Origin of the sequence: Parabacteroides sp. MSK.9.14 (genome assembly GCF_019041495.1) — a bacterium.
GTDB lineage: Bacteria > Bacteroidota > Bacteroidia > Bacteroidales > Tannerellaceae > Parabacteroides > Parabacteroides merdae.
This window is the reverse complement of sequence record NZ_JAHPXO010000010.1, coordinates 1-19,394: the sequence shown is the minus strand read 5'-3', so window position 1 is coordinate 19,394 and position 19,394 is coordinate 1. Positions and strand designations below refer to the sequence as shown.

The following is a 19,394-nucleotide window of genomic DNA, read 5'->3' as shown; positions in this document are numbered from 1 at the left end:
TAACCTCCATATAAAGAAATTAAACTACTTTTGTGACAAAACACTTAAAAAACTAAACAAATTATATCATGAGAAAGAACAATCTGTGGATAACAGCCCTTGCATTCGGGCTATCGTTATCGGCTTACGGACAGCAGGCAGAGGGCGGCATCTCGTCCGGAATGTTGCAGGAAATCAAGCAAGCCTACAAAGGAACGCCGGCCGACAAAGCCATTCACAATGCAATCGCGGGCAACGACATCAACAAACTGGCAGTCAACAATGACAGCAAAAACAATTTCGACACCTACTTTTCAAACAAAGTGAACAGTAAAGGGATCACGAACCAGAAATCCTCCGGCCGTTGCTGGTTGTTTACAGGATTGAATGTTATTCGTGCGCAGGTCATCGCCAAGTATAACCTGCCGGAATTCGAACTCTCGCAGAACTACAACTTCTTCTGGGACCAGCTTGAAAAAGCAAACCTTTTCCTGCAAGGAATCATTGATACACGGGAAAAGCCGATCAACGACAAAATGGTGGAATGGCTGTTCAAGAATCCGATCGGAGACGGCGGACAATTCACCGGCATATCCGACAACCTGATGAAATACGGCATCGTTCCTTCCGGTGTCATAGTCGAAACCTATAGCAGCGACAATACCAGCCGTATGTCCAACCTGATCGGACTGAAATTGAAAGAATACGGATTGGAACTACGCGACGCAAAAGACTCGAAACCGGAAGCGCTGGCAAAACGCAAAACCGAGATGCTGGGCGAAATCTACCGTATGCTGGTCCTCAACCTCGGAGAACCTCCTACGAAATTCACCTGGACACGCAAAGACGCAAGCGGAAAACCGGTCGAGACAAAAGAATACACCCCGCAATCATTCTATCAAGAATTCGTGGGCGAAGATTTGAAGAACAACTATGTCATGCTGATGAACGATCCGAGCCGCGACTTCTATAAACTATATGAGATCGACTTTGACCGCCATGCCTATGACGGCAAGAACTGGACATACGTCAACCTTCCGATAGAAGATATCAAAGAGATGGCGATCGCCTCCATCAAGGACAGCACCATGATGTATTTCTCCTGCGACGTGGGCAAATTCTTCGACCGCAACCGCGGAGTGCTCGATGTCAACTATTATGACTACGGCTCGTTGATGGGCACGACTTTCGGTATGGACAAGAAACAACGCATCCAGACATTCGCCAGCGGCTCTTCCCATGCCATGACACTGATGGCGGTAGATTTGGATGCCAACGGCCAACCTAAAAAGTGGATGGTGGAAAACAGTTGGGGACCGGGTGCCAACAACGGCCACCTGATCATGACGGACGAATGGTTCAACGAATACATGTTCCGCTTGGTTGTCAACAAGAAATACATCACCGACAAAGTCCGGGAAGTATTGAAACAGACACCGACACGGTTACCGGCTTGGGACCCGATGTTTGCAGAAGAAGAGTAATGGAAATTGAAAGTTGAAAATTGAAAATTATAAAAACGGTCATTGTTCTTGGAACGGAATTTAATTTTCAATTTTCAACTTTCGATTTTCAACTATCAATAGTATCCTTCATTCTGCGCCTCTTCGGCAGATGGCTTCGGAGACAGGCGGTCGATATGGTTCTGCGGAATCGGACGTAGTTTGTGATATTCCTTTATGTTCGGAGCGGCATCCGGATTAAACTCTTTCACACGCTCGTACAACGTTTCCGTACGCACCAAGTCTTCCCAGCGGTTCATCTCGCCATATGTTTCACGGGCACGCTCATCCAGCATAAAACCGATAAAATCGTCACTGATCTCTGCCGGCGTCACCAGCATCGACTTTTCAGTCGAACCAGCCAGGTTAGCCATATCGCCACCATCTATCTGCCACCACTCCTGCGGTTTGGCTTCTCCTTCTTTGTAGGCGGCACGTTTACGGACGACGTTGATCAGCGAAGCCGCTTTCTCGAAATCCCCCTTTCTGCCATAAGCTTCGGCAGCTATCAGATACGTCTCACCCAGCCGCATACGGACAAAGTTACGTCCTCCCTGTTCATAGTTCATATCCGGACGTTGCGTATCGAGCCATTTCTTCAGGCAAGGGAAAAAGTGGTTCGTGTTTTCATCGATCGGAATCAATGTATAAGGCGCCTTTGCGATGTCCAATTGCATCTGGCGGTCTTTCGCTTTGTCGATCACAGCACCTTTATAATCTTTCGCGCCATAATATTTCGGGATAAAGTAAGCCGCCGTATCTCCTAAAGCGAACTTTGGTTTGCCAACCAGTTCAGCAGGCGTTTCATAAAGCAAATCACCCGTCTCCTCTCCATTTTCATTTACGTAATAATATTTGTCTTTCCAGACAGGGATGGAAGATTCTTTATTCGCATAGAACACCCAACTGAACATCTTATACATACGGGAGTCATTCAGGTGGTCGAACAACTGGGTTTGCAAATAAGGAGTCGGCCGCATACGTTTCCAAGCACGCCCTTGCTGAAGGTCGCGTTGCAAACCCGGCAATTTTTCGTAAGTCGGAACCCAATACAGGTGCATCTTGTTTCCTTCCGAACCGTTAAACAACACATCGTTTGTAAACTCGACACCCCAGATTGTTTCAGAAGACACCTTCTGTCTGTCCTGATCGAATGTCATTGAATAATCCGAATCCAAGGCGAACTTTCCGGAGTTGATAACCGCTTCGGCAAAATAAGCCGTACTATCCATATCGGTTGGTTGTTGTCCGCGCTGATCTTTGATAGCGCTCCCCCTTGTCAAATAAACTTTCGACAACAAATTAGCCGCCGACCATTTGGTTGCACGACCACGATCCGCCTGCATGGCCACATCAGGCAACACTTCATAAGCCTGACGCAAATCGCTAATAATAAACGCATACACATCCGCCACCGAAGCACGTTTAAAGTCGGTCTTGATTTCAGAAACGTTTCCTTCCGTCAATAAAGGAATACGTCCAAATTGCTGAACCAGATCAAAATAGAAATAGGCACGCATGAAACGAAGTTCACCTTCACGCGCCGTTTTCTCGGCATCGGTCATATCTCCCACTTTCGGCAGATACATCAAAGCCGTATTGGCCCGTGTAATACCTTTATAAGCATTTTCCCAAAATTCATACAACATACCGAAAGAAGAGTTCAACTGATTGCTGTATTTATTGAAAGCATCCTTATTACCGCCATCGGCCCCTTCCCAGACATAATCCACGCCATACTCGGTCAGGCAATAATAACGCTCGCCACCGACATACCAGCGCATAGTCGAATAAACGCCGTTCACAGCAGTTTCTATACCGGTCTTTGTTTCCAGATAATCATACGACACCCCGCTGACCACCTTTTCATTCAGGAAAGATTCACACGACACGCCGGCCGCTGCCACTAAAGACAGCAAACCATATTTTATTATATTTTTCATACTATCGTCTATTTATCATGTTAGTTATTATCAAAAGCTCAGGTTCACACCAAACAGATACGTCCTCGGCATCGGTTCATTGAAGTCACCGCCACTTTCCGGGTCCGTACCTGAATAGCCCGTAAAGACATACGCATTCTGTACGGTTGCATATACACGCAACTTCTGGATACCGACATTCTGCAACAATGCCTTCGGCAACGTATAGCCCAATGTCACCTGGCCGATTCTCAGGAACGAAGCGTCTTCCTTATAAAGGGAAGAAATGTAGTTCGGGTTCTCGAAGTCGATATTCGGGCGCGGAGCTTCGTTACTGCGGTTACTGATCGGGTTGCCGTTTTCATCCTCGCCGATAATACGCCAGTAATTTACTTTCGCACCACTATAACGTCCGCTCAAACGGAGTTCACGGTTGAAAGATTTCGTCTGTCCGAAAGCACCATTCAGGAAGAAACTGAAATCAAAATCCTTATAATTAAAATAATTACTCATGCTCAACGTCACGTTCGGATTCTCATGACCGAGAATAAAGCGGTCTTCGGAAGTGATCTTATAGTCGCCATTGCGGTCGACAATCTTGATATCGCCAGGCTTAAAGACGCCTCCCCACTTTTCGAGTTCGGCAGCATCTTCCAGTTGCCAGATACCGTCGGCCTTATAATCATAGAACACTTTCACGGGCTGGCCGATAAACCATTTATTTCCTTCGTCGTCGACTTTCCCGTTATAGAGTTCCACGATCTCTTCCTTGTTGACGGAGAACATGAAGTCGGTCGTCCACTTGAAATCTTTCGTATCGATATTGACCGTATTCAAGGTTACTTCCAGACCTTTGTTACGGATCTGCCCGATATTGGTCGTCACATTGCCGAAACCGGAAACGATCGGCAACTGGCGGTCCATCAAGAGGTCGTTCGTATTCTGAAGATACAAATCCACGCTCCCCCCTATCCGGCCGTTCAAGAAACCGAAATCGATACCGGCGTTCCATTGCTCGGTCTTTTCCCATGACAAGTTCGGGTTCGGCATCTCCTTCTGATAGAAGGCCAGCACACCGTTCGAACCATAGCTGTAACGCCCGTACTCAAGGTTACCCTGCGTCTTATAGGGATCGATAGCCGTGTTGCCGGTGATACCCCAACCCAGGCGGAGCTTCAAATTGCTCAGACAGTCGGCATCTTTCAGGAACGATTCTTCCTTGACACGCCATGCAAGGGCAGCAGAGGGGAACAACACCCATTTATGCCCCGGAGCCAGACGGGAAGAACCGTCGTAGCGGGCAGATACCGTAAGCAGATAGCGGTCTTTGTAATTATAATTCACACGTCCCATGAAAGAAGCCAGATTCCAACGCTGGTAATCACTCGATACGGACTCGATCGTCTGGGCCGAACCGACATTGTTCCAAGTCTGGTTCTCGTAAGGCAGGTCTTTCACCTTGATTTCCGACTTCTCGTATGTTTCCTGCTGGATAGACTGCAAGAAAGTCAAGCCTAAAGTATGATCTTTTTTGAAGGTCTTGTTATAGAACAACAGATTTTCCCACGTGTACATACGACGGTTGTCACGGGCATTGACAGCACGCGCCGGACTACCGGAACGGTCCGAACTCAACGCCCCGTAGAACTCGTTGCCGTACCAGGGACCTATGTCGATACCGACATTCGAACGGTATTTAATATCGAACGGAAGCGTAACATCCAGATAATAACTTCCCAGAAAGCGATCTTTCTTTATCTCCTTCTTCTCATGTTCTATATTCAGGAATTTATTCCACAGCTGCGGATCATTACCGGGACGGGCTTCAATAATGTTTCCATTTGCATCATAAATGTCAGCCAATGGATATGTCAGTTTCACTCCATCATAAAGATTCCCCCCGTTGTTACGATCAAGATGAGAGAAAGAGGTTGAACCGCCGACCTTCACATATTTGTTCAAAGTCCAGTCGAAATTGACGCGAACCGAATAGCGCCGATAATCTTGTCCCTTCACGACACCATCTTGTCCGAAATAAGTTGCGGAAGCGAGCATCTTCAGCTTCTCCGTACCACCTCGAACACTGACTTCATGATTGTGGATCGGAGCAACACGCAAGGCCTCCTCTGTCCAGTCGGTGTAAGGGACACGGTCAGAATGCCAGACACCGTTTTCGTCATATCCCTGTTCGATCTTGTTCATTATACTCGGATCTGCATTGAAATAACCGATCTTACGATCCCAATCCAATGTCGGGACAAGCGGATACGGAGTAGTCTTGTTTGTGGCACGATTCGCCTCGCGTACCATTTCGACCCACTCTCCGCCATCAAACATTTCAATCTTACGGGCAGCTTGCTGTACACCTACATAGCCGTTATAATCGACCTGCACCTTACCCTCTTTCCCCTTCTTTGTTGTTACCAGAATAACACCATTCGCACCACGCGACCCATAGATAGCCGTGGCAGAAGCATCTTTCAACACTTCGACCGATTCAATATCGGATGGACTCAATTCGCTCAATGCCACCACGATAGGAATACCGTCCACGACATATAACGGATCGTTTGTCGCTTTTAAAGAACGGTTACCACGCACACGAACCTGCACATCCTCGCCCGGTTTTGCACTCGTTGACAAAATCGTCACACCGGCAGCCCTTCCTTGCAACGCCTGTGCCGCACTGAAAGAAGCCGTCTCCTGCAACTTCTCCCCCTTCACGGAGGCTACCGAACCGGTCAAGTCCCGCTTCTTGGCCACACCGTAGCCGACAACCACGACTTCGTCCAAGTTCTGCAAGTCCTCTTTCAATGTGATAATCACACTCCCTTGTCCTTTGTAAGCATAGTCTTGCGGCTGATACCCGATGTAGGAAACAGACAACGTAACAACCGGTTTAGAGATGGAAAAAGAGAATTTACCGTCGATGTCGGTAATGGAACCATTCGTAGTCCCTTTCTCGACTACGTTCGCCCCGATGATAGGCTCACCGGTCACATCCTTGACAACGCCGGAAACCATATGCTGGGCATAGGAGAGCGTGGTCGTGCACACACAAAACAAAAAGACCAGCATGGGCAAATGCAGCCTTTCAAACATTTTCGTTTTGTTCATAATAATAAAGAATTTAATTATCCGGCAATTCCCGAACCGGATGATTTTTTCATAAAAAGAGGCGTGGGAACTGTTGATATACCTGATATTGAGGCCTTCGACTGCCCGACCAGTGATATAAACAACAGCCCACGCCCTTCTATTCTTGAAGACATACCCATGCCAGGCATGAATATATATAACAAGGAAGGTACGTGAGCGTTCAGTTGCCTATTATCCTCTGGTCTGAAAGTGTCGAAGTTTCAATATCCGGATAATATCTTTTAAACGCTTCTTGTAATCAATAAAATGCAGGGACCTGCAACGCCATGCAAGTGTACGGACACAAATATAGAGAGAAGAAACTATACAGGCAAACAAAAGTAAGTATTTCTCGTTTTTCTTACGAACAGGCTATATTTAGAGGATAGCAATCATATTACTATTGCAAAACCATGCAACCTATAAACATTTGACCTTTGTCGAATACGTTTTTGACCTTAGTCAAAAGGGCTTTCGACCTTAGTCAAAAACCTTTTCGACCAAGGCCGAAAGCTAAAGAAGTTAGCAAAAACGACATAAATATCCATATCATTGCATATTATACAATATCAAATACCACTTTAGGACGGGACAGTTTGTCTGTTGTTTACATTTATGAATAACCTATAACAGGATTTTTTAATACACAGTCAACCTATTTCAGGACGAGACAGGGTGAAGCCAGAAAACGTCTCTCCGCCGAAAGGTATCATCTGATCAATCTTTTCCCCAATCCGAAGGTTTTGCGCCCATTTGGAGGACAAGCGTTCCACCGGCCGCCAGATCATCGTGCGTCAGGTAACATTTATCATACTTCTTCCCGTTGAGTGTCGCACTTTGGATATAGATATTCTCCGGACTGTTGTCACGGGCTTCGATCACAAAAGAGCCACCGGCAGCATAAGCCGGGTCCAGACGAAACTCCACCCGGTCGAATACCGGACTGGTGATCTCATAGCGGCCATCGCCCGGACATATCGGATGTATGCCGGCAGCCGCCAACACATACCAGGCCGACATCTGCCCGACATCTTCGTTTCCTACCAAGCCGGTCACTTTGTCGTGATAAGCGTTTCGGCAAATGTCGCGTGTCCATTTCTGGGTAAGCGAAGGCATCCCTAACCTGTTGAACAGGAAAGGCACATGATGGACCGGTTCATTGGCATGGTTATAATAGTCATTCCAGAGATAGTCGCCCGGTGTTTTCTCAAACATATCCGTCAGGTCGGCCAAAACCTTTTCACGGCCTCCCATCAGGCGGATCATCCCTTCGACATCGTGCGGCACGAACCATCCTTGCTGGTAAGGATTGGATTCCACGCAGCCATAACCCTCTTGCAAACGTCCTTTTTCAGGCAAAGAAGAAAAAACGCCTTTCTCATTACGCGGACGGAACCATCCCGATTCAGGATCGAAGATAGTTGCATACGACAGGGCACGCTTGTCAAAATGAGCCCGGTCGCCCTCTTTCCCCAACCACTCGGCCAAACGGGCCATGCACCAATCCGTATAATCGTATTCCAGCGTGCAGGATATATTGCCGGGCGTATAGCCGTCGTCATTATTGCCAAAGCGCCGGGAGGTATTCAGAGCATAGCGGTATGCTTTCTCCACGTCATAATCCCGAATGCCTTTCCGGTAGGCATCACACAAAACCGAAATGGCGGGATTGCCCACCATGCAGCCGGAGTAAGCATTCAAGAGCTCCCACCGTTCGAGATATTCGTTACCACTCTGGTCGGCTATCTCCACAAGCGAGTTGACAAGATCGTTCACCATCTCCGGGTTGATGATGGTCTGAAGAGGCATCTGGCTACGGAAGACATCCCATCCGCTGAAGATCGTCCGTTTACGGAACTTGCCAGTCTGATGGATCTTTTTATCCGCCCCGGTGTACTCGCCGTTGATGTCGCTGCAAAGGCGCGGATCAATCAACGTATGATAAAGAGCCGTGTAGAAAACCCTCTTTTCCTCGTCGGTTCCTCCCTCGACAGAGACTTTCGCCAACTCGTCATTCCAAAGACGGACACACTCGGCATGCGTCCGGTCAAAATCGAAGTCTTTCATCTCCGCCGCCAAATTCTCCTCCGCATTCTTCAAACTGGTATAAGAGATACCACTCTTTAGCAAGATCACTTCATCTGGTTTGGTTTCAAAATTGGCATAAAAGCCTAAATGCTTGCCTTCAAATGCCGAAACGGAAGGATGGATGGCGGATTGGCGGATTGCTTCGCGATAGCGCACGCTACAAACATCTTCACGTTTACGTCTCCAATCGTCCGGAATATCGGCAGACCAAACGCCATGTCCGGAAAAAGGTTTGGAAAATTGGGCATAGAAATAGACCGTATAGTCGGCCTTGCCGTCTCCGTTTCCCCAACCGCCTCCATCAGGCGTGCATTGCATCCAGCCCTTGATGGTATGGTCGTCCACCACCTCTACGCTCTGAAGTGTCGATGTTCCTCCTACCCGCCGGGCCAGATCGACTTGTATGCGGGCCTCCTTGCTTTCCGGGAAAGTGAAACGAAGCATTCCGCTATGAGGCAAAGCGGTCGCTTCCGCCTGAATCTTATAATCGGAAAGAAAAACAGAGTAATAGCCTGCCGAGGCTTTTTCGGTCGACTTGTCATACCGGGAACGATATCCTTCTTCCGGCTTGTCTTCCGTGCCGGCGAATGTATGCAAATCCCCGATTGTAGGCATCACCAGAAAGTTCCCCAAATCGCCGTACCAGCCGATACCGGACATTTGCGTAAATGCGAATCCTTCGATGGTCGTATGCTCATAACTATAGCCGGGACCGTTGTCGCCTCCGGTAATCGTGTTGGGGCTGACCTGCACCATACCGAAAGGAGCTGTCGCCCCGGGAAACGTTTTTCCAAGTCCATGACTCGCGCCCGCCAGTTCTGTATTCGTTGAAGCTCCTACAAACGGATTTACATAAGAGGACAGAGGACGCCCGTCTGCTTCCTGCTCCACCGTATGGCAGGAAAACAAAGAAAGGGGCAAGAATAGCCCCAACAAAAAATGTCTAATATTCATTATTACCAGATTAAAAAAAGGCGGCATCAAAAGTCGTCATCCGTCATCCCCGGATCAAGTCCGCCATGACAAGGACACTTTTGATGCCGCCTCGTTCTACAAAGCTTATAAAGCCAATTCCTTCAATATCCCATCCGTCGCACCCGCATTGCCTTTCACAAACTGGCCGGCACTCTCGCCGGCAGCCTTCAAGACCTCTGCATAGGTCAACAGCTCATCCATCTTGGCCACGAACTCATCTTTCGATGCGACCGAGAATCCTCCGCCCACTTTGATCAAGTCACGGGCCTCCTTGAACTTCTGAAACCGGGGACCGAACAACACCGGAATACCGTAAACCGCCGCCTCCAACGTATTATGGATACCGGCTCCGAAACCGCCGCCGATATAGGCGATCGTCCCATACCGATAGATGGAAGACAGCAGCCCGAAACTATCCACGATCAAACAATCTTTCCCTTCGAGCAGGCTCTTGTCCTGCATCACATCGGACAAGCGGACAGACGGGCGTTTCAACAACGACTCGATATACATCAGATGTTCCCGGTGAATCTCGTGCGGGGCGATGATCAGCTTCATCTCCGGATGCTCGTTGAAATAAGGGATCAGTATCTCCTCGTCCTGCGGCCAGGAACTCCCGGCGATCAGCGTCTGACATCTTTCCCCTACAAACCGTTCGAATTCTGGCAAATCACGCGCCTGATTACGCACGTCCAACACACGGTCGAAACGGGTATCGCCGTAGACCGTCACGTTACGGATGCCATATTGCCCAAGCAGTTCCTTCGAACGTTCGTCCTGCACAAACAAATGCGTAAAGCAGTACAGCATCTTTCGGTAAGGAACTCCGAACCATTGAAAGAACAACTGGTCGGGACGGAAGATCGCTGAAATGATATAAACCGGGATTCCCCGCTTCTTCAACTCACGCAAATAGTTTCCCCAAAACTCATACTTGATGAAAACAGCCACAGCAGGATTCGCCAGATTCAGGAACTTCTTTACCCGGTAAGGCGTATCGAAAGGCAGATAGCAAACGATATCCGCCCCGTTATAGTTTTTCCGCACTTCATAGCCTGAGGGAGAAAAGAATGTAAGCAATATCTTATATTCCGGATATTGCGCCTTGACCTTTTCGATCATAGGACGCCCTTGCTCAAACTCTCCCAACGAAGAAGCATGAAACCAGATGTACTTCGCATTCCGGTCTATCTTCTCACGCAAAATGCTATTCGTCTTCCACTGGCCGAAACGCATCAGGCGTGCCTTCCGGTGGAAAGGAGAAATCATAGCGACAATAAAGGCATAGAAATGTATGAGTAAGCTGTACATGATAAAAGAATTATCAATTGTCAATTGACAATTTATCTATCGCTCTCTGGATACGGCGGATAGACTCTTCCTTACCCAAGGCTTCCGTTATGTCGAAGATATGCGGACCTTTGCCTTCACCGACAAGGGCCAGGCGGGTTGCATTCATTATATTTCCCAAATGGTAGCCTTTGCTTTCGATCCAGGCTTTTACCTCTTCTTCCGTACCTTCGATATCGAACGGTTCACGTGCGCGAAGCACTTCGATCAGTTCGGCAAGCTGGGCGGCACTGTCTTCCTTCCAGCGTTTTTTACGTGTCTTTTCATCATATTCCGTCGGAGCGATGAAGAAGAACGAGCAAAGATCCCACAAGTCCTTGATAAAGGTGGCACGGTCTTTCATCATGGCTACGACCTTCTCCACATAGGCTGGGTCTGCTTTCACGCCGTGGCTTTCGAGGATCGGCATAAAGAGGGCGGCAGCTTCCTTATTGTCCATAGCCTGGATATAATGATGGTTGAACCATTTTCCCTTTTCATAATCAAATTTGGCTCCGCTCTTGCTGCAACGGCTTAGATCGAAGCTATGGATCAGTTCGTCCATGCTCATTACTTCCTGATCATTACCAGGATTCCATCCCAACAAGGCCAGGAAGTTAACAACCGCTTCGGGCAGATAACCGCTCTCGCGATAACCAGAAGAAACCTCACCGCTCTTCGGGTCATGCCATTCCAACGGGAACACCGGGAAGCCCAGGCGGTCACCGTCACGCTTGCTCAACTTGCCGTTGCCTTCCGGTTTCAAAAGCAACGCCAGGTGTGCAAACCGGGGCATCGTGTCTTCCCATCCGAAATAACGGTACAACAGTACGTGAAGCGGGGCACTCGGCAACCATTCTTCACCACGGATCACATGCGTCACTTCCATCAAATGATCGTCCACGATATTGGCCAGATGGTAAGTGGGCAACTGGTCGGCTGATTTATATAAGACTTTATCGTCCAGGATAGAAGAGTTGATAATTACTTCTCCACGGATCAGGTCGTTCACATGGATGTTCTCATCCGGTTCGATCTTGACACGGACCACATACTGATTGCCGGCATCGATCAATGATTTCACCTCTTCCTCGGAAAGAGTCAGCGAGTTGCGCATCTGCATACGAGTGGATGCATCATATTGGAAATTGGGAATTTCCTTCCGTTTGGCATCCAGCTCTTCGGGGGTATCGAATGCGATATAAGCACAACCGGCGTCCAACAACTGATCGACATACTTCTTGTAAATATCCCTGCGTTCACTCTGACGGTAAGGCCCGTATTCGCCTCCGAAGCCGACACCTTCGTCAAACTTGATCCCCAACCAGGTAAGCGCTTCTATAATATAGGCTTCCGCTCCGGGAACAAAACGCTGCGAGTCGGTATCTTCAATACGGAGAATCAGATCTCCACCATTCTGTTTGGCAAATAGATAATTGTATAAAGCTGTACGAACACCTCCGATATGCAAGGCCCCAGTGGGACTCGGTGCAAACCGGACTCTAACTTTCCTTTGAGTCATAATCTTTCTATGTGATTTATGATTTGTGATTTATGAATTGTGATTTATAACGACGCATAAATCACAATTCATAAATCATAATTCCGTTTACTGCGGCAAAAGTAGCCCTTTTTTTTCTCTTAGTAAACTTTTTTATGTACATTTCGCCTTTCAATACATAAAACAGAACATTATGAAAGCAAATAACTATAGCATACATCCGAGTGTCTATTTTATTGTGGCGGCCTTGTTGATCGCTTACTTCTTTCCGAGGGAAGGAAAATTCCGTTACCAATTCTATGAAGGAAAACCTTGGCGGTACGGGTTGCTTACCGCTCCGAGCGACTTCCCGATCTACAAGACTGATGCGGAAGTACAGGCCGAACGCGACAGCGCTCTCAAAAAGTTCGAGCCTTATTACCGACTGGATACCACAATCGAATCTGAAGAGATAGACAAACTACGCGCCGACTATCAGGGCACGCTGAGAAACCGGGCGACTCCGGCCTATATGCAGTATATCGAAAACAGCTTGCAAAAGCTATACCGGGATGGTATCATTTCTACCCAGGACATGGATGAACTCAAAAAGGAGGAATATCCCCGCATCAACCTGCTCGCGGGCAGCGTAGCGCACCCCCATTACAGTAGCGATTTTTTTACAGTCAAGACGGCGTATGAGTTTATCATCAACAATTGCCCCTCTTATCTGGACAAGTCGGTATTGCAATCTTGCGATATCAACAATTATTTGGTGGAAAATATCACATACGACAAGACGATGTCGGAAAAAGTCAGGGAAGATATCCTGAACAGCATCCCGCTGGCCAACGGCATGATACAGGCAGGAGAACGTATCGTCGACCGGGGCGAAATCATCGACAACCATACTTACAATGTGCTCCGTTCCCTTAAGATCGTACACGAGACCAAGTCCGGAGGAGCCCAACGGCAAGGTATCATCATGGGAGGCCAGTTCGTGCTGGTATTCGGTATTCTCTTCTGCTTCTGGCTGTACCTGTGGTCTTTCCGGTTGAAAATCCTGCATAACAGGAGGAATGCGCTTTTCCTCGTACTATGCGTATTCGTGAGCTGCATACTAACAGAGCTTTGCGTGACGTACGGGTTGTTCAATGTCTATATCCTCCCGTTCGCTATCGTGCCGATTGTCGTACGCACGTTCTTCGACTCGCGCACGGCGCTGTTCACACACCTGATCATCGTGCTGATCTGCTCACTGATGGTGCCTTTCCCGCACGAATTCCTGTTGCTACAGGTGATTGCCGGCATGGTCGTGACATTCAGCTTGAGGGATTTATACGAACGTTCCCAACTGATCCGCTGCGCTTTCTTCATCTTCATGTCCTATGCGCTCTGCTACATCAGCCTGTCCATCTACCAGGAAGCGGACTTCAAGAAGATCAACTGGATGATGATGCTCTATTTCGGCATCAATTTTATCCTGCTGATGTTTACTTACATATTAGTCTATATGCTGGAAAAGACATTCGGCTATGTGTCCAGCATTACGTTGGTCGAACTCTCCAACATCAATACGCCGATCCTAAAAAAGCTGTCCGAAATATCTCCGGGAACCTTCCAACATTCTTTGCAGATGTCGATCTTAGCGTCGGAAGCGGCTGCCGCTATCGGAGCAAACGCGCAGCTCGTACGTACAGGAGCCATGTATCATGATATCGGTAAGATGGCGAATCCGGCATTCTTTACCGAAAACCAAAGCAGTATCAATCCGCACAGCCAGCTATCGTTCGACCAAAGCGCGAAAATCATTATCAATCATGTGAACGACGGTGTCAAGATCGCAGAAAAAGCAATGTTGCCAAAAGCCATCATCGATTTTATCCGTACCCATCACGGACGCGGAAAAGCCAAATACTTCTATAACTCTTTCAAAAACCAGTATCCCGACCGCGAAATAGACGAAGAGGCTTTCACCTATCCGGGGCCGAACCCGTTCTCGAAAGAGACTGCCGTCCTGATGATGGCTGATTCCGTAGAAGCGGCCTCCCGTAGCCTGAAAGAACACACGGAAGAAAACATTCGTGCCTTAGTCGACAAGATCATAGACGGACAGATTGCCGACGGACTGATGCGTAATGCCCCGCTGACGTTCAAGGATGTGGAAACGGTTAAGAATGTCTTTGTGGAAAAACTGAAGATCATGTACCATACACGAATCAGTTATCCGGATTTGAAGAAATAAACTGTACAAGCTCATCCAGTAGCCCAGCGCAAGCATCCTCCAGCAGATCAAGGACCAGCTCGAAACCTTCCGCTCCACTATAGTACGGATCGGGGACATGGTCATACAGCTTGTTCTGGGAATATTCCGTCATCTGATGTATCTTTTCCACGGATTCCAAATCCGGGGCTTTCCGTTTCAGATCGTCTATGTTACGGTTGTCCATTCCGATAATCAGGTCGAAGTCGAAAAAGTCTTCCGTACATACCGGACGGGAGACCGAATCTAACTTATATCCCCTACGGGCCGCATGCGAGCGCATACGCGGATCGGCTTTTTCTCCTGCGTGATACCCAATAATACCGGCAGAATCGATCTTGATCCGGCCATCCAGTCCCGCATCCTGAACCAACTTCTTCATCACGGCCTCAGCCGACGGTGACCGGCAAATATTTCCCAGACACACAAACAATATCTTATATTCTCCTTTCTTCTCTTCCATCATTCTTAATTTACAATTTACACCGGGGGATTAATCCCCCGGCTATTGACTCGGGATTAATTTCTCCTGACAACCGACTCTCAAGCCGGATCTACATCATAGTGCACGATCAACTGCTTAAACGGCAAGTAGCGTTGCATTTCAGTGTGTACCGATTCCAGTATCTCACGTACCGGAGCAATCGCAGCGGCAATCTCTATCTTTAAAACGATTTTCCGGATATGGAGAGTTTGCACACGGGTTATCGGCGGAGTGACCGGACCCAGCACGCGTTCGCCCAAACGACGACGCAGGTTCTCGGCATACAAAACAGATAGTTCCTGCAGGATCGAATCATTCCGACTACGCAAGACTATCACTATCAAACGATAGTAAGGCGGATAACGGAACATGCTCCGCTCACCCAATTGAAGACGTACCATTTCCTTATAGGCGAAACGTTCTACCATCCGGATTAGCGGATGGTCAGGCTGAGAAGTTTGCAGGACAACCGTTCCCCGCTTATCCCGCCTTCCGGCACGGCCGCTCACCTGTACCATCAACTGGAAGGCGCGCTCATGGGCACGGAAATCCGGGAAGTTCATCAGGCTATCGGCATTCAGGATACCGACCACACTGACGTTCCCGAAATCCAGACCTTTCGAGAGCATCTGAGTTCCGATCAATATCTGTGTCTTACCTTTCTCAAAGTCCGCGATGATCCGCTCATAGGCCGCACGGGTACGGGCGGTATCGAAATCCAGACGCTCGACCTTGGCGGAAGGGAAGAGAGTAGCAATCTCTTCCTCCACCATCTCAGTCCCGAACCCCATCGTACGAAGTTCCAGGCTCTGGCATTCCGGGCATTGATGAGGCAACTGGATTTTATATCCGCAATAGTGGCATACCAACTCATTACGAAACTTATGGTATGTCAGGCTGACATCGCAATTGACACAATGGGGAACCCAACCGCACTCCTTGCACTCGATCACCGGAGCGAATCCCCGGCGGTTCTGGAACAGGATCACTTGCTCTCCCTTTCCTAACGCCTCGCTCAACTTTTCTACCAAGACCGGCGAAAAAAGCGTGTCTTTCATTATCTTCTTACGCCTCAACTCCTTGATATCGACCGTCAGTATTTCCGGCATCAGCCGGTCGCCATAACGGGTAGTCAGTTCCACCAGACCATATTTGCCGATAGTGGCATTAAAATAAGAATCAATGGAAGGGGTAGCGGAGCCCAACAATGTTTTCGCCCCATGCATACCGGCTAACACCAAGGCTGCATTGCGAGCATGATAACGCGGAGCCGGGTCCTGCTGCTTATAGGTATTCTCATGCTCCTCGTCTATAATAATCAGACCTAGATCCTTGAATGGCAAAAACAAAGAGGAACGAACGCCTAACACTAGCATCGGCTCGCCCGTATGCAGCAAACGGTTCCAGACTTCCACCCGTTCGTTATCAGAAAATTTGGAATGATAAACCAGCAACTTGTCGCCGAACAACTTGGCCAGCCGTTCCGTGATCTGGGTGGTAATGGCAATCTCAGGCAGCATATACAAAACCTGGCGTCCCATCTTCAGCACCTCATCGATCAGCCGCACATAGACTTCCGTCTTTCCACTGGAAGTAACACCGTGCAAGAGACAGACTTCTTTCTCCCGGAAAATATCATGTATTTCCCCGTAAGCCTTCCTCTGCGCCTCACTTAAAGGGTTCAAGGGCTGTAAACGGCAAACCGGAACCTGCAACCTTCCTACCTCTTTTTCATAACTTTCCAGCACACCTCGCTTCAGCACACCGTCCAATATGGCTGGAGAACAACCGCAGTTCTCCAACAATTCCTTCTTCGACAATTCGCGTACCAGTGCCGGATTAAGCGCATGACTGAGTTCTAGAAAACAGATCAGCAAGTGTTCCTGCTTCTTCGCCCGCTTGAAGTCCGCAAACACGGCCTGTAATTTTTCTTCATCCTTATACACCTCGGCAAGACGGATAAAGGTCTGCATTTTCGGCATAAAGCCCCGTTTCAATTCCTCGCTCACCTCAACCGCACCTTTAGCCATCAGGGAGGCGACAACAGGTACGACATTCCGTAGCCCGGTTTTCTTTTCCAATTCAGAAACCGTCAGTTTCAAAACACCGGTAAAGGCATCCAGCACAGCCTGCTCATTTGGACGCAAGGACCCATCGGCTTCGAAATCTTCATTATAAGTAACAGCCGTTTCACTCTCCAGTTTTAGCCCGGAAGGCAAAGCGGCCTTGTAAACATCTCCTAATTTACACAGATAATAGGATGCGATCCATTTCCAAAAACGAAGTTGCGGACGACGGAGCACAGGCGTGGCATCCAGCAAAGCATAAATCTCCTTTGTCTCGTACTGGCTATCGATCCCACGCTCATGCACATCCATGACGATAGCCGTATAATAACGCTTCTTTCCAAAATGGACGATCACTCGGCAACCGGGTATTACCGCTTGTTCCAGATCGGATGGTATGCTATAGGTATAGCTATTCTCCAACGGGAGCGGGAGTATAACGTCTGCGTACTTCATTCTTATTCTTATTTATACGAACAATGTTCATAGCGATGCCAAAAGTAACAAAAAAGGCCGGACTGCTAAAGTCCGGCCTCTGTTTATCTGCCATCAGATATTCTTTATTCTTTTTAGAACAGGATGGCAGCCGTAATCGACCACCCTCGGTTCTTACCGTTTAATTCCAATTTTGATGCACTATAATCATCCGTCAAACCAAGAGCATAATTGAAACCTACCTGCAAATGTTTGATCAGCTCCACACCGGCACCCAGATTCAAACCAGCATTAAAGCTTTTTGCCTTCAACTGGTCTCCGACTGATCCCGGAATATCCCATAACTTATCGCCACCCACACGGAAACCGACATACGGACCAGCCGCCAGATATCCTTTGATAATAGGCAAGCCGAATTTCCATTTCAAGTTAACCGGAACATCTATATAATCGTTCTTTATGTCTTTCTCACTCTTCACACCTATCCCTTTTTGCGAATATAGGATAGCAGCATCAAAACCGACTCCCATTATCGGAGCCATTACCTCCACCATCGGACCAATATTAAATCCAGTCACATTATCCTTTCCGACGAGATCCTTGTTGAAATGGACAGAGGAAATATTCAAACCGCCTTTTATACCGAACTTAATCTGGGATTTCGCAGGTACGGCAATCAACACCATCACCGCCAACAATATAAGCCCAACAATCTTCTTCATACTTTTTTCCTTAATTAGTTAATACGAATTACAAATAAACGCACTTTTCCTATAATAAACAAATATCACCACCTAAGTGTTGCTGCTGTGTAGAATTTTGTGTAGTACCAAAGTAGCATCAATTATCCAAATCCGAAACAAAGCAAAAAACGCTAATCGCCTTATTATCAGCAATTAGCATTTTATCAAGTGGTGCCACCAGGAATCGAACCTTTTATTTCGGTTTATTCTAAAACCCTGATTGACTGCACATTTACTACTTTATCTTTTATGAAAGCCATTGAATTAACACTACACTAAATTCATCGCTTTTCGTAATTGTCTTTACAATCATCATCTCTTTGACAATGTAAAGGTAGATAAAAAGTTCGATTTCCGCAAATGTCAATAGGGATTTTTATGAAATATTTTTTGCTCAAACCTGATAATGTTCCTAAAAGATGGCTAAGAGCCTGTCTAAATCTTACTCAATTCTATTTTGAGAGTTTTATCCAATATCTTTCAGCCATAGGCTGTAGCCTGTCTCTTATTACCTTCATCACAGTATCGAAATCAAGCGCCTCTTTCCATTGAATTTTTCTAAGAAAAGCCTTCCAACGGCTTATGCGTGCCCCGTCTGTAGCAAAACTATCCGTAAACAGTTGCAAATCGGGGTTGTATGCAAGTCCTCGATTGTCGAACGTCGCTTCGATGGCGTCATACAAAGCGTCGTCATTCAAATTTCTCTTCGTCAGGAGCTGATAACAGTCAAAGAAATCTTTCATGCGACTGTTGAGAACATCACGATCTATCATCGTATGGAACTTCTCGGCAATAACGGTTTCTAAAGAATATGCCTGTATATTCACAGAAGGGATATCCGATAAAAGCAGAGGAAAGTCTATAGTTGTTGAATGTGGAATGACGACATCACCAAAGCCAATATCTACAGACATATTATAAGCTATGGTATCCATATGGGCAGTAAAATAGAATCTTGTACCAAAATATTTCTTTTCGACTGTGATCGGT

Annotated in this window: 11 protein-coding genes; 2 read left to right on the top strand and 9 right to left on the bottom strand. The window is 47.5% G+C overall.

Translation table 11 applies throughout. The features are described from left to right. Positions 1-68: 68 nt before the first annotated feature. A complete protein-coding gene (locus KTG12_RS07160; protein ID WP_155143617.1) occupies positions 69-1,463 on the top strand; it encodes a C1 family peptidase in 1,395 nt (464 codons plus the stop codon). Positions 1,464-1,558: 95 nt separating this feature from the next. Here KTG12_RS07160 and KTG12_RS07155 read toward each other — a convergent pair whose 3' ends face one another. The 5 genes from KTG12_RS07155 to gltX all read right to left on the bottom strand — a co-directional run bounded on the left by KTG12_RS07155 (position 1,559) and on the right by gltX (position 12,455). Then, complete coding sequence (locus KTG12_RS07155; RefSeq protein WP_155143615.1) at positions 1,559-3,424, bottom strand: RagB/SusD family nutrient uptake outer membrane protein; 1,866 nt, start codon at positions 3,422-3,424, stop codon at positions 1,559-1,561. A gap of 30 nt (positions 3,425-3,454) precedes the next feature. After that, positions 3,455-6,520 (bottom strand): TonB-dependent receptor, encoded by a 3,066-nt coding sequence (locus tag KTG12_RS07150; protein WP_240142593.1) that lies wholly within the window; start codon positions 6,518-6,520, stop codon positions 3,455-3,457. Positions 6,521-7,258: 738 nt separating this feature from the next. Further along, positions 7,259-9,583 carry a GH92 family glycosyl hydrolase gene (locus tag KTG12_RS07145; RefSeq protein ID WP_155143613.1) on the bottom strand — a complete coding sequence of 775 codons (2,325 nt, stop codon included), beginning with the start codon at positions 9,581-9,583 and terminating at the stop codon, positions 7,259-7,261. 105 nt (positions 9,584-9,688) lie between these two features. Then, positions 9,689-10,915 carry a 3-deoxy-D-manno-octulosonic acid transferase gene (locus KTG12_RS07140; protein WP_155143611.1) on the bottom strand — a complete coding sequence of 409 codons (1,227 nt, stop codon included), beginning with the start codon at positions 10,913-10,915 and terminating at the stop codon, positions 9,689-9,691. Positions 10,916-10,928: 13 nt separating this feature from the next. Beyond that, entirely contained in the window at positions 10,929-12,455 is a 1,527-nt protein-coding gene (gene gltX, locus KTG12_RS07135; protein WP_022322611.1) for a glutamate--tRNA ligase, read from the bottom strand. Positions 12,456-12,627: 172 nt separating this feature from the next. Between gltX and KTG12_RS07130 the strand changes: the two genes are divergently transcribed. Next, positions 12,628-14,658, top strand: a complete 2,031-nt coding sequence (locus tag KTG12_RS07130; protein WP_055285094.1) for an HD family phosphohydrolase — start codon at positions 12,628-12,630, stop codon at positions 14,656-14,658. Here KTG12_RS07130 and KTG12_RS07125 read toward each other — a convergent pair. From KTG12_RS07125 to KTG12_RS07110, 4 genes are all read right to left on the bottom strand, one after another. After that, positions 14,633-15,142, bottom strand: a complete 510-nt coding sequence (locus KTG12_RS07125) for a low molecular weight protein-tyrosine-phosphatase (RefSeq protein WP_005636733.1) — start codon at positions 15,140-15,142, stop codon at positions 14,633-14,635. The two genes, KTG12_RS07130 and KTG12_RS07125, sit on opposite strands and share 26 nt — an antisense overlap. A 77-nt stretch (positions 15,143-15,219) precedes the next feature. Continuing rightward, positions 15,220-17,682 (bottom strand): primosomal protein N', encoded by a 2,463-nt coding sequence (priA, locus tag KTG12_RS07120; RefSeq protein ID WP_215667999.1) that lies wholly within the window; start codon positions 17,680-17,682, stop codon positions 15,220-15,222. Positions 17,683-17,795: 113 nt separating this feature from the next. Then, positions 17,796-18,383 (bottom strand): porin family protein, encoded by a 588-nt coding sequence (locus KTG12_RS07115; protein ID WP_005636741.1) that lies wholly within the window; start codon positions 18,381-18,383, stop codon positions 17,796-17,798. A 473-nt stretch (positions 18,384-18,856) separates the two neighbouring features. Continuing rightward, a partial coding sequence (locus KTG12_RS07110; protein WP_216945420.1) for a nucleotidyl transferase AbiEii/AbiGii toxin family protein occupies positions 18,857-19,394 on the bottom strand: 538 nt, incomplete at its 5' end.

Bases quoted from the DNA above. Each gene is read 5' to 3' on its own strand.
- KTG12_RS07155 (WP_155143615.1), bottom strand. From the start codon at position 3,424: ATGAAAAATATAATAAAATATGGTTTGCTGTCTTTAGTGGCAGCGGCC.
- KTG12_RS07115 (WP_005636741.1), bottom strand. From the start codon at position 18,383: ATGAAGAAGATTGTTGGGCTTATATTGTTGGCGGTGATGGTGTTGATT.
- KTG12_RS07140 (WP_155143611.1), bottom strand. From the start codon at position 10,915: ATGTACAGCTTACTCATACATTTCTATGCCTTTATTGTCGCTATGATT.
- KTG12_RS07160 (WP_155143617.1), top strand. From the start codon at position 69: ATGAGAAAGAACAATCTGTGGATAACAGCCCTTGCATTCGGGCTATCG.
- gltX (WP_022322611.1), bottom strand. From the start codon at position 12,455: ATGACTCAAAGGAAAGTTAGAGTCCGGTTTGCACCGAGTCCCACTGGG.
- KTG12_RS07150 (WP_240142593.1), bottom strand. From the start codon at position 6,520: ATGAACAAAACGAAAATGTTTGAAAGGCTGCATTTGCCCATGCTGGTC.
- KTG12_RS07130 (WP_055285094.1), top strand. From the start codon at position 12,628: ATGAAAGCAAATAACTATAGCATACATCCGAGTGTCTATTTTATTGTG.
- priA (WP_215667999.1), bottom strand. From the start codon at position 17,682: ATGAAGTACGCAGACGTTATACTCCCGCTCCCGTTGGAGAATAGCTAT.
- KTG12_RS07145 (WP_155143613.1), bottom strand. From the start codon at position 9,583: ATGAATATTAGACATTTTTTGTTGGGGCTATTCTTGCCCCTTTCTTTG.
- KTG12_RS07125 (WP_005636733.1), bottom strand. From the start codon at position 15,142: ATGATGGAAGAGAAGAAAGGAGAATATAAGATATTGTTTGTGTGTCTG.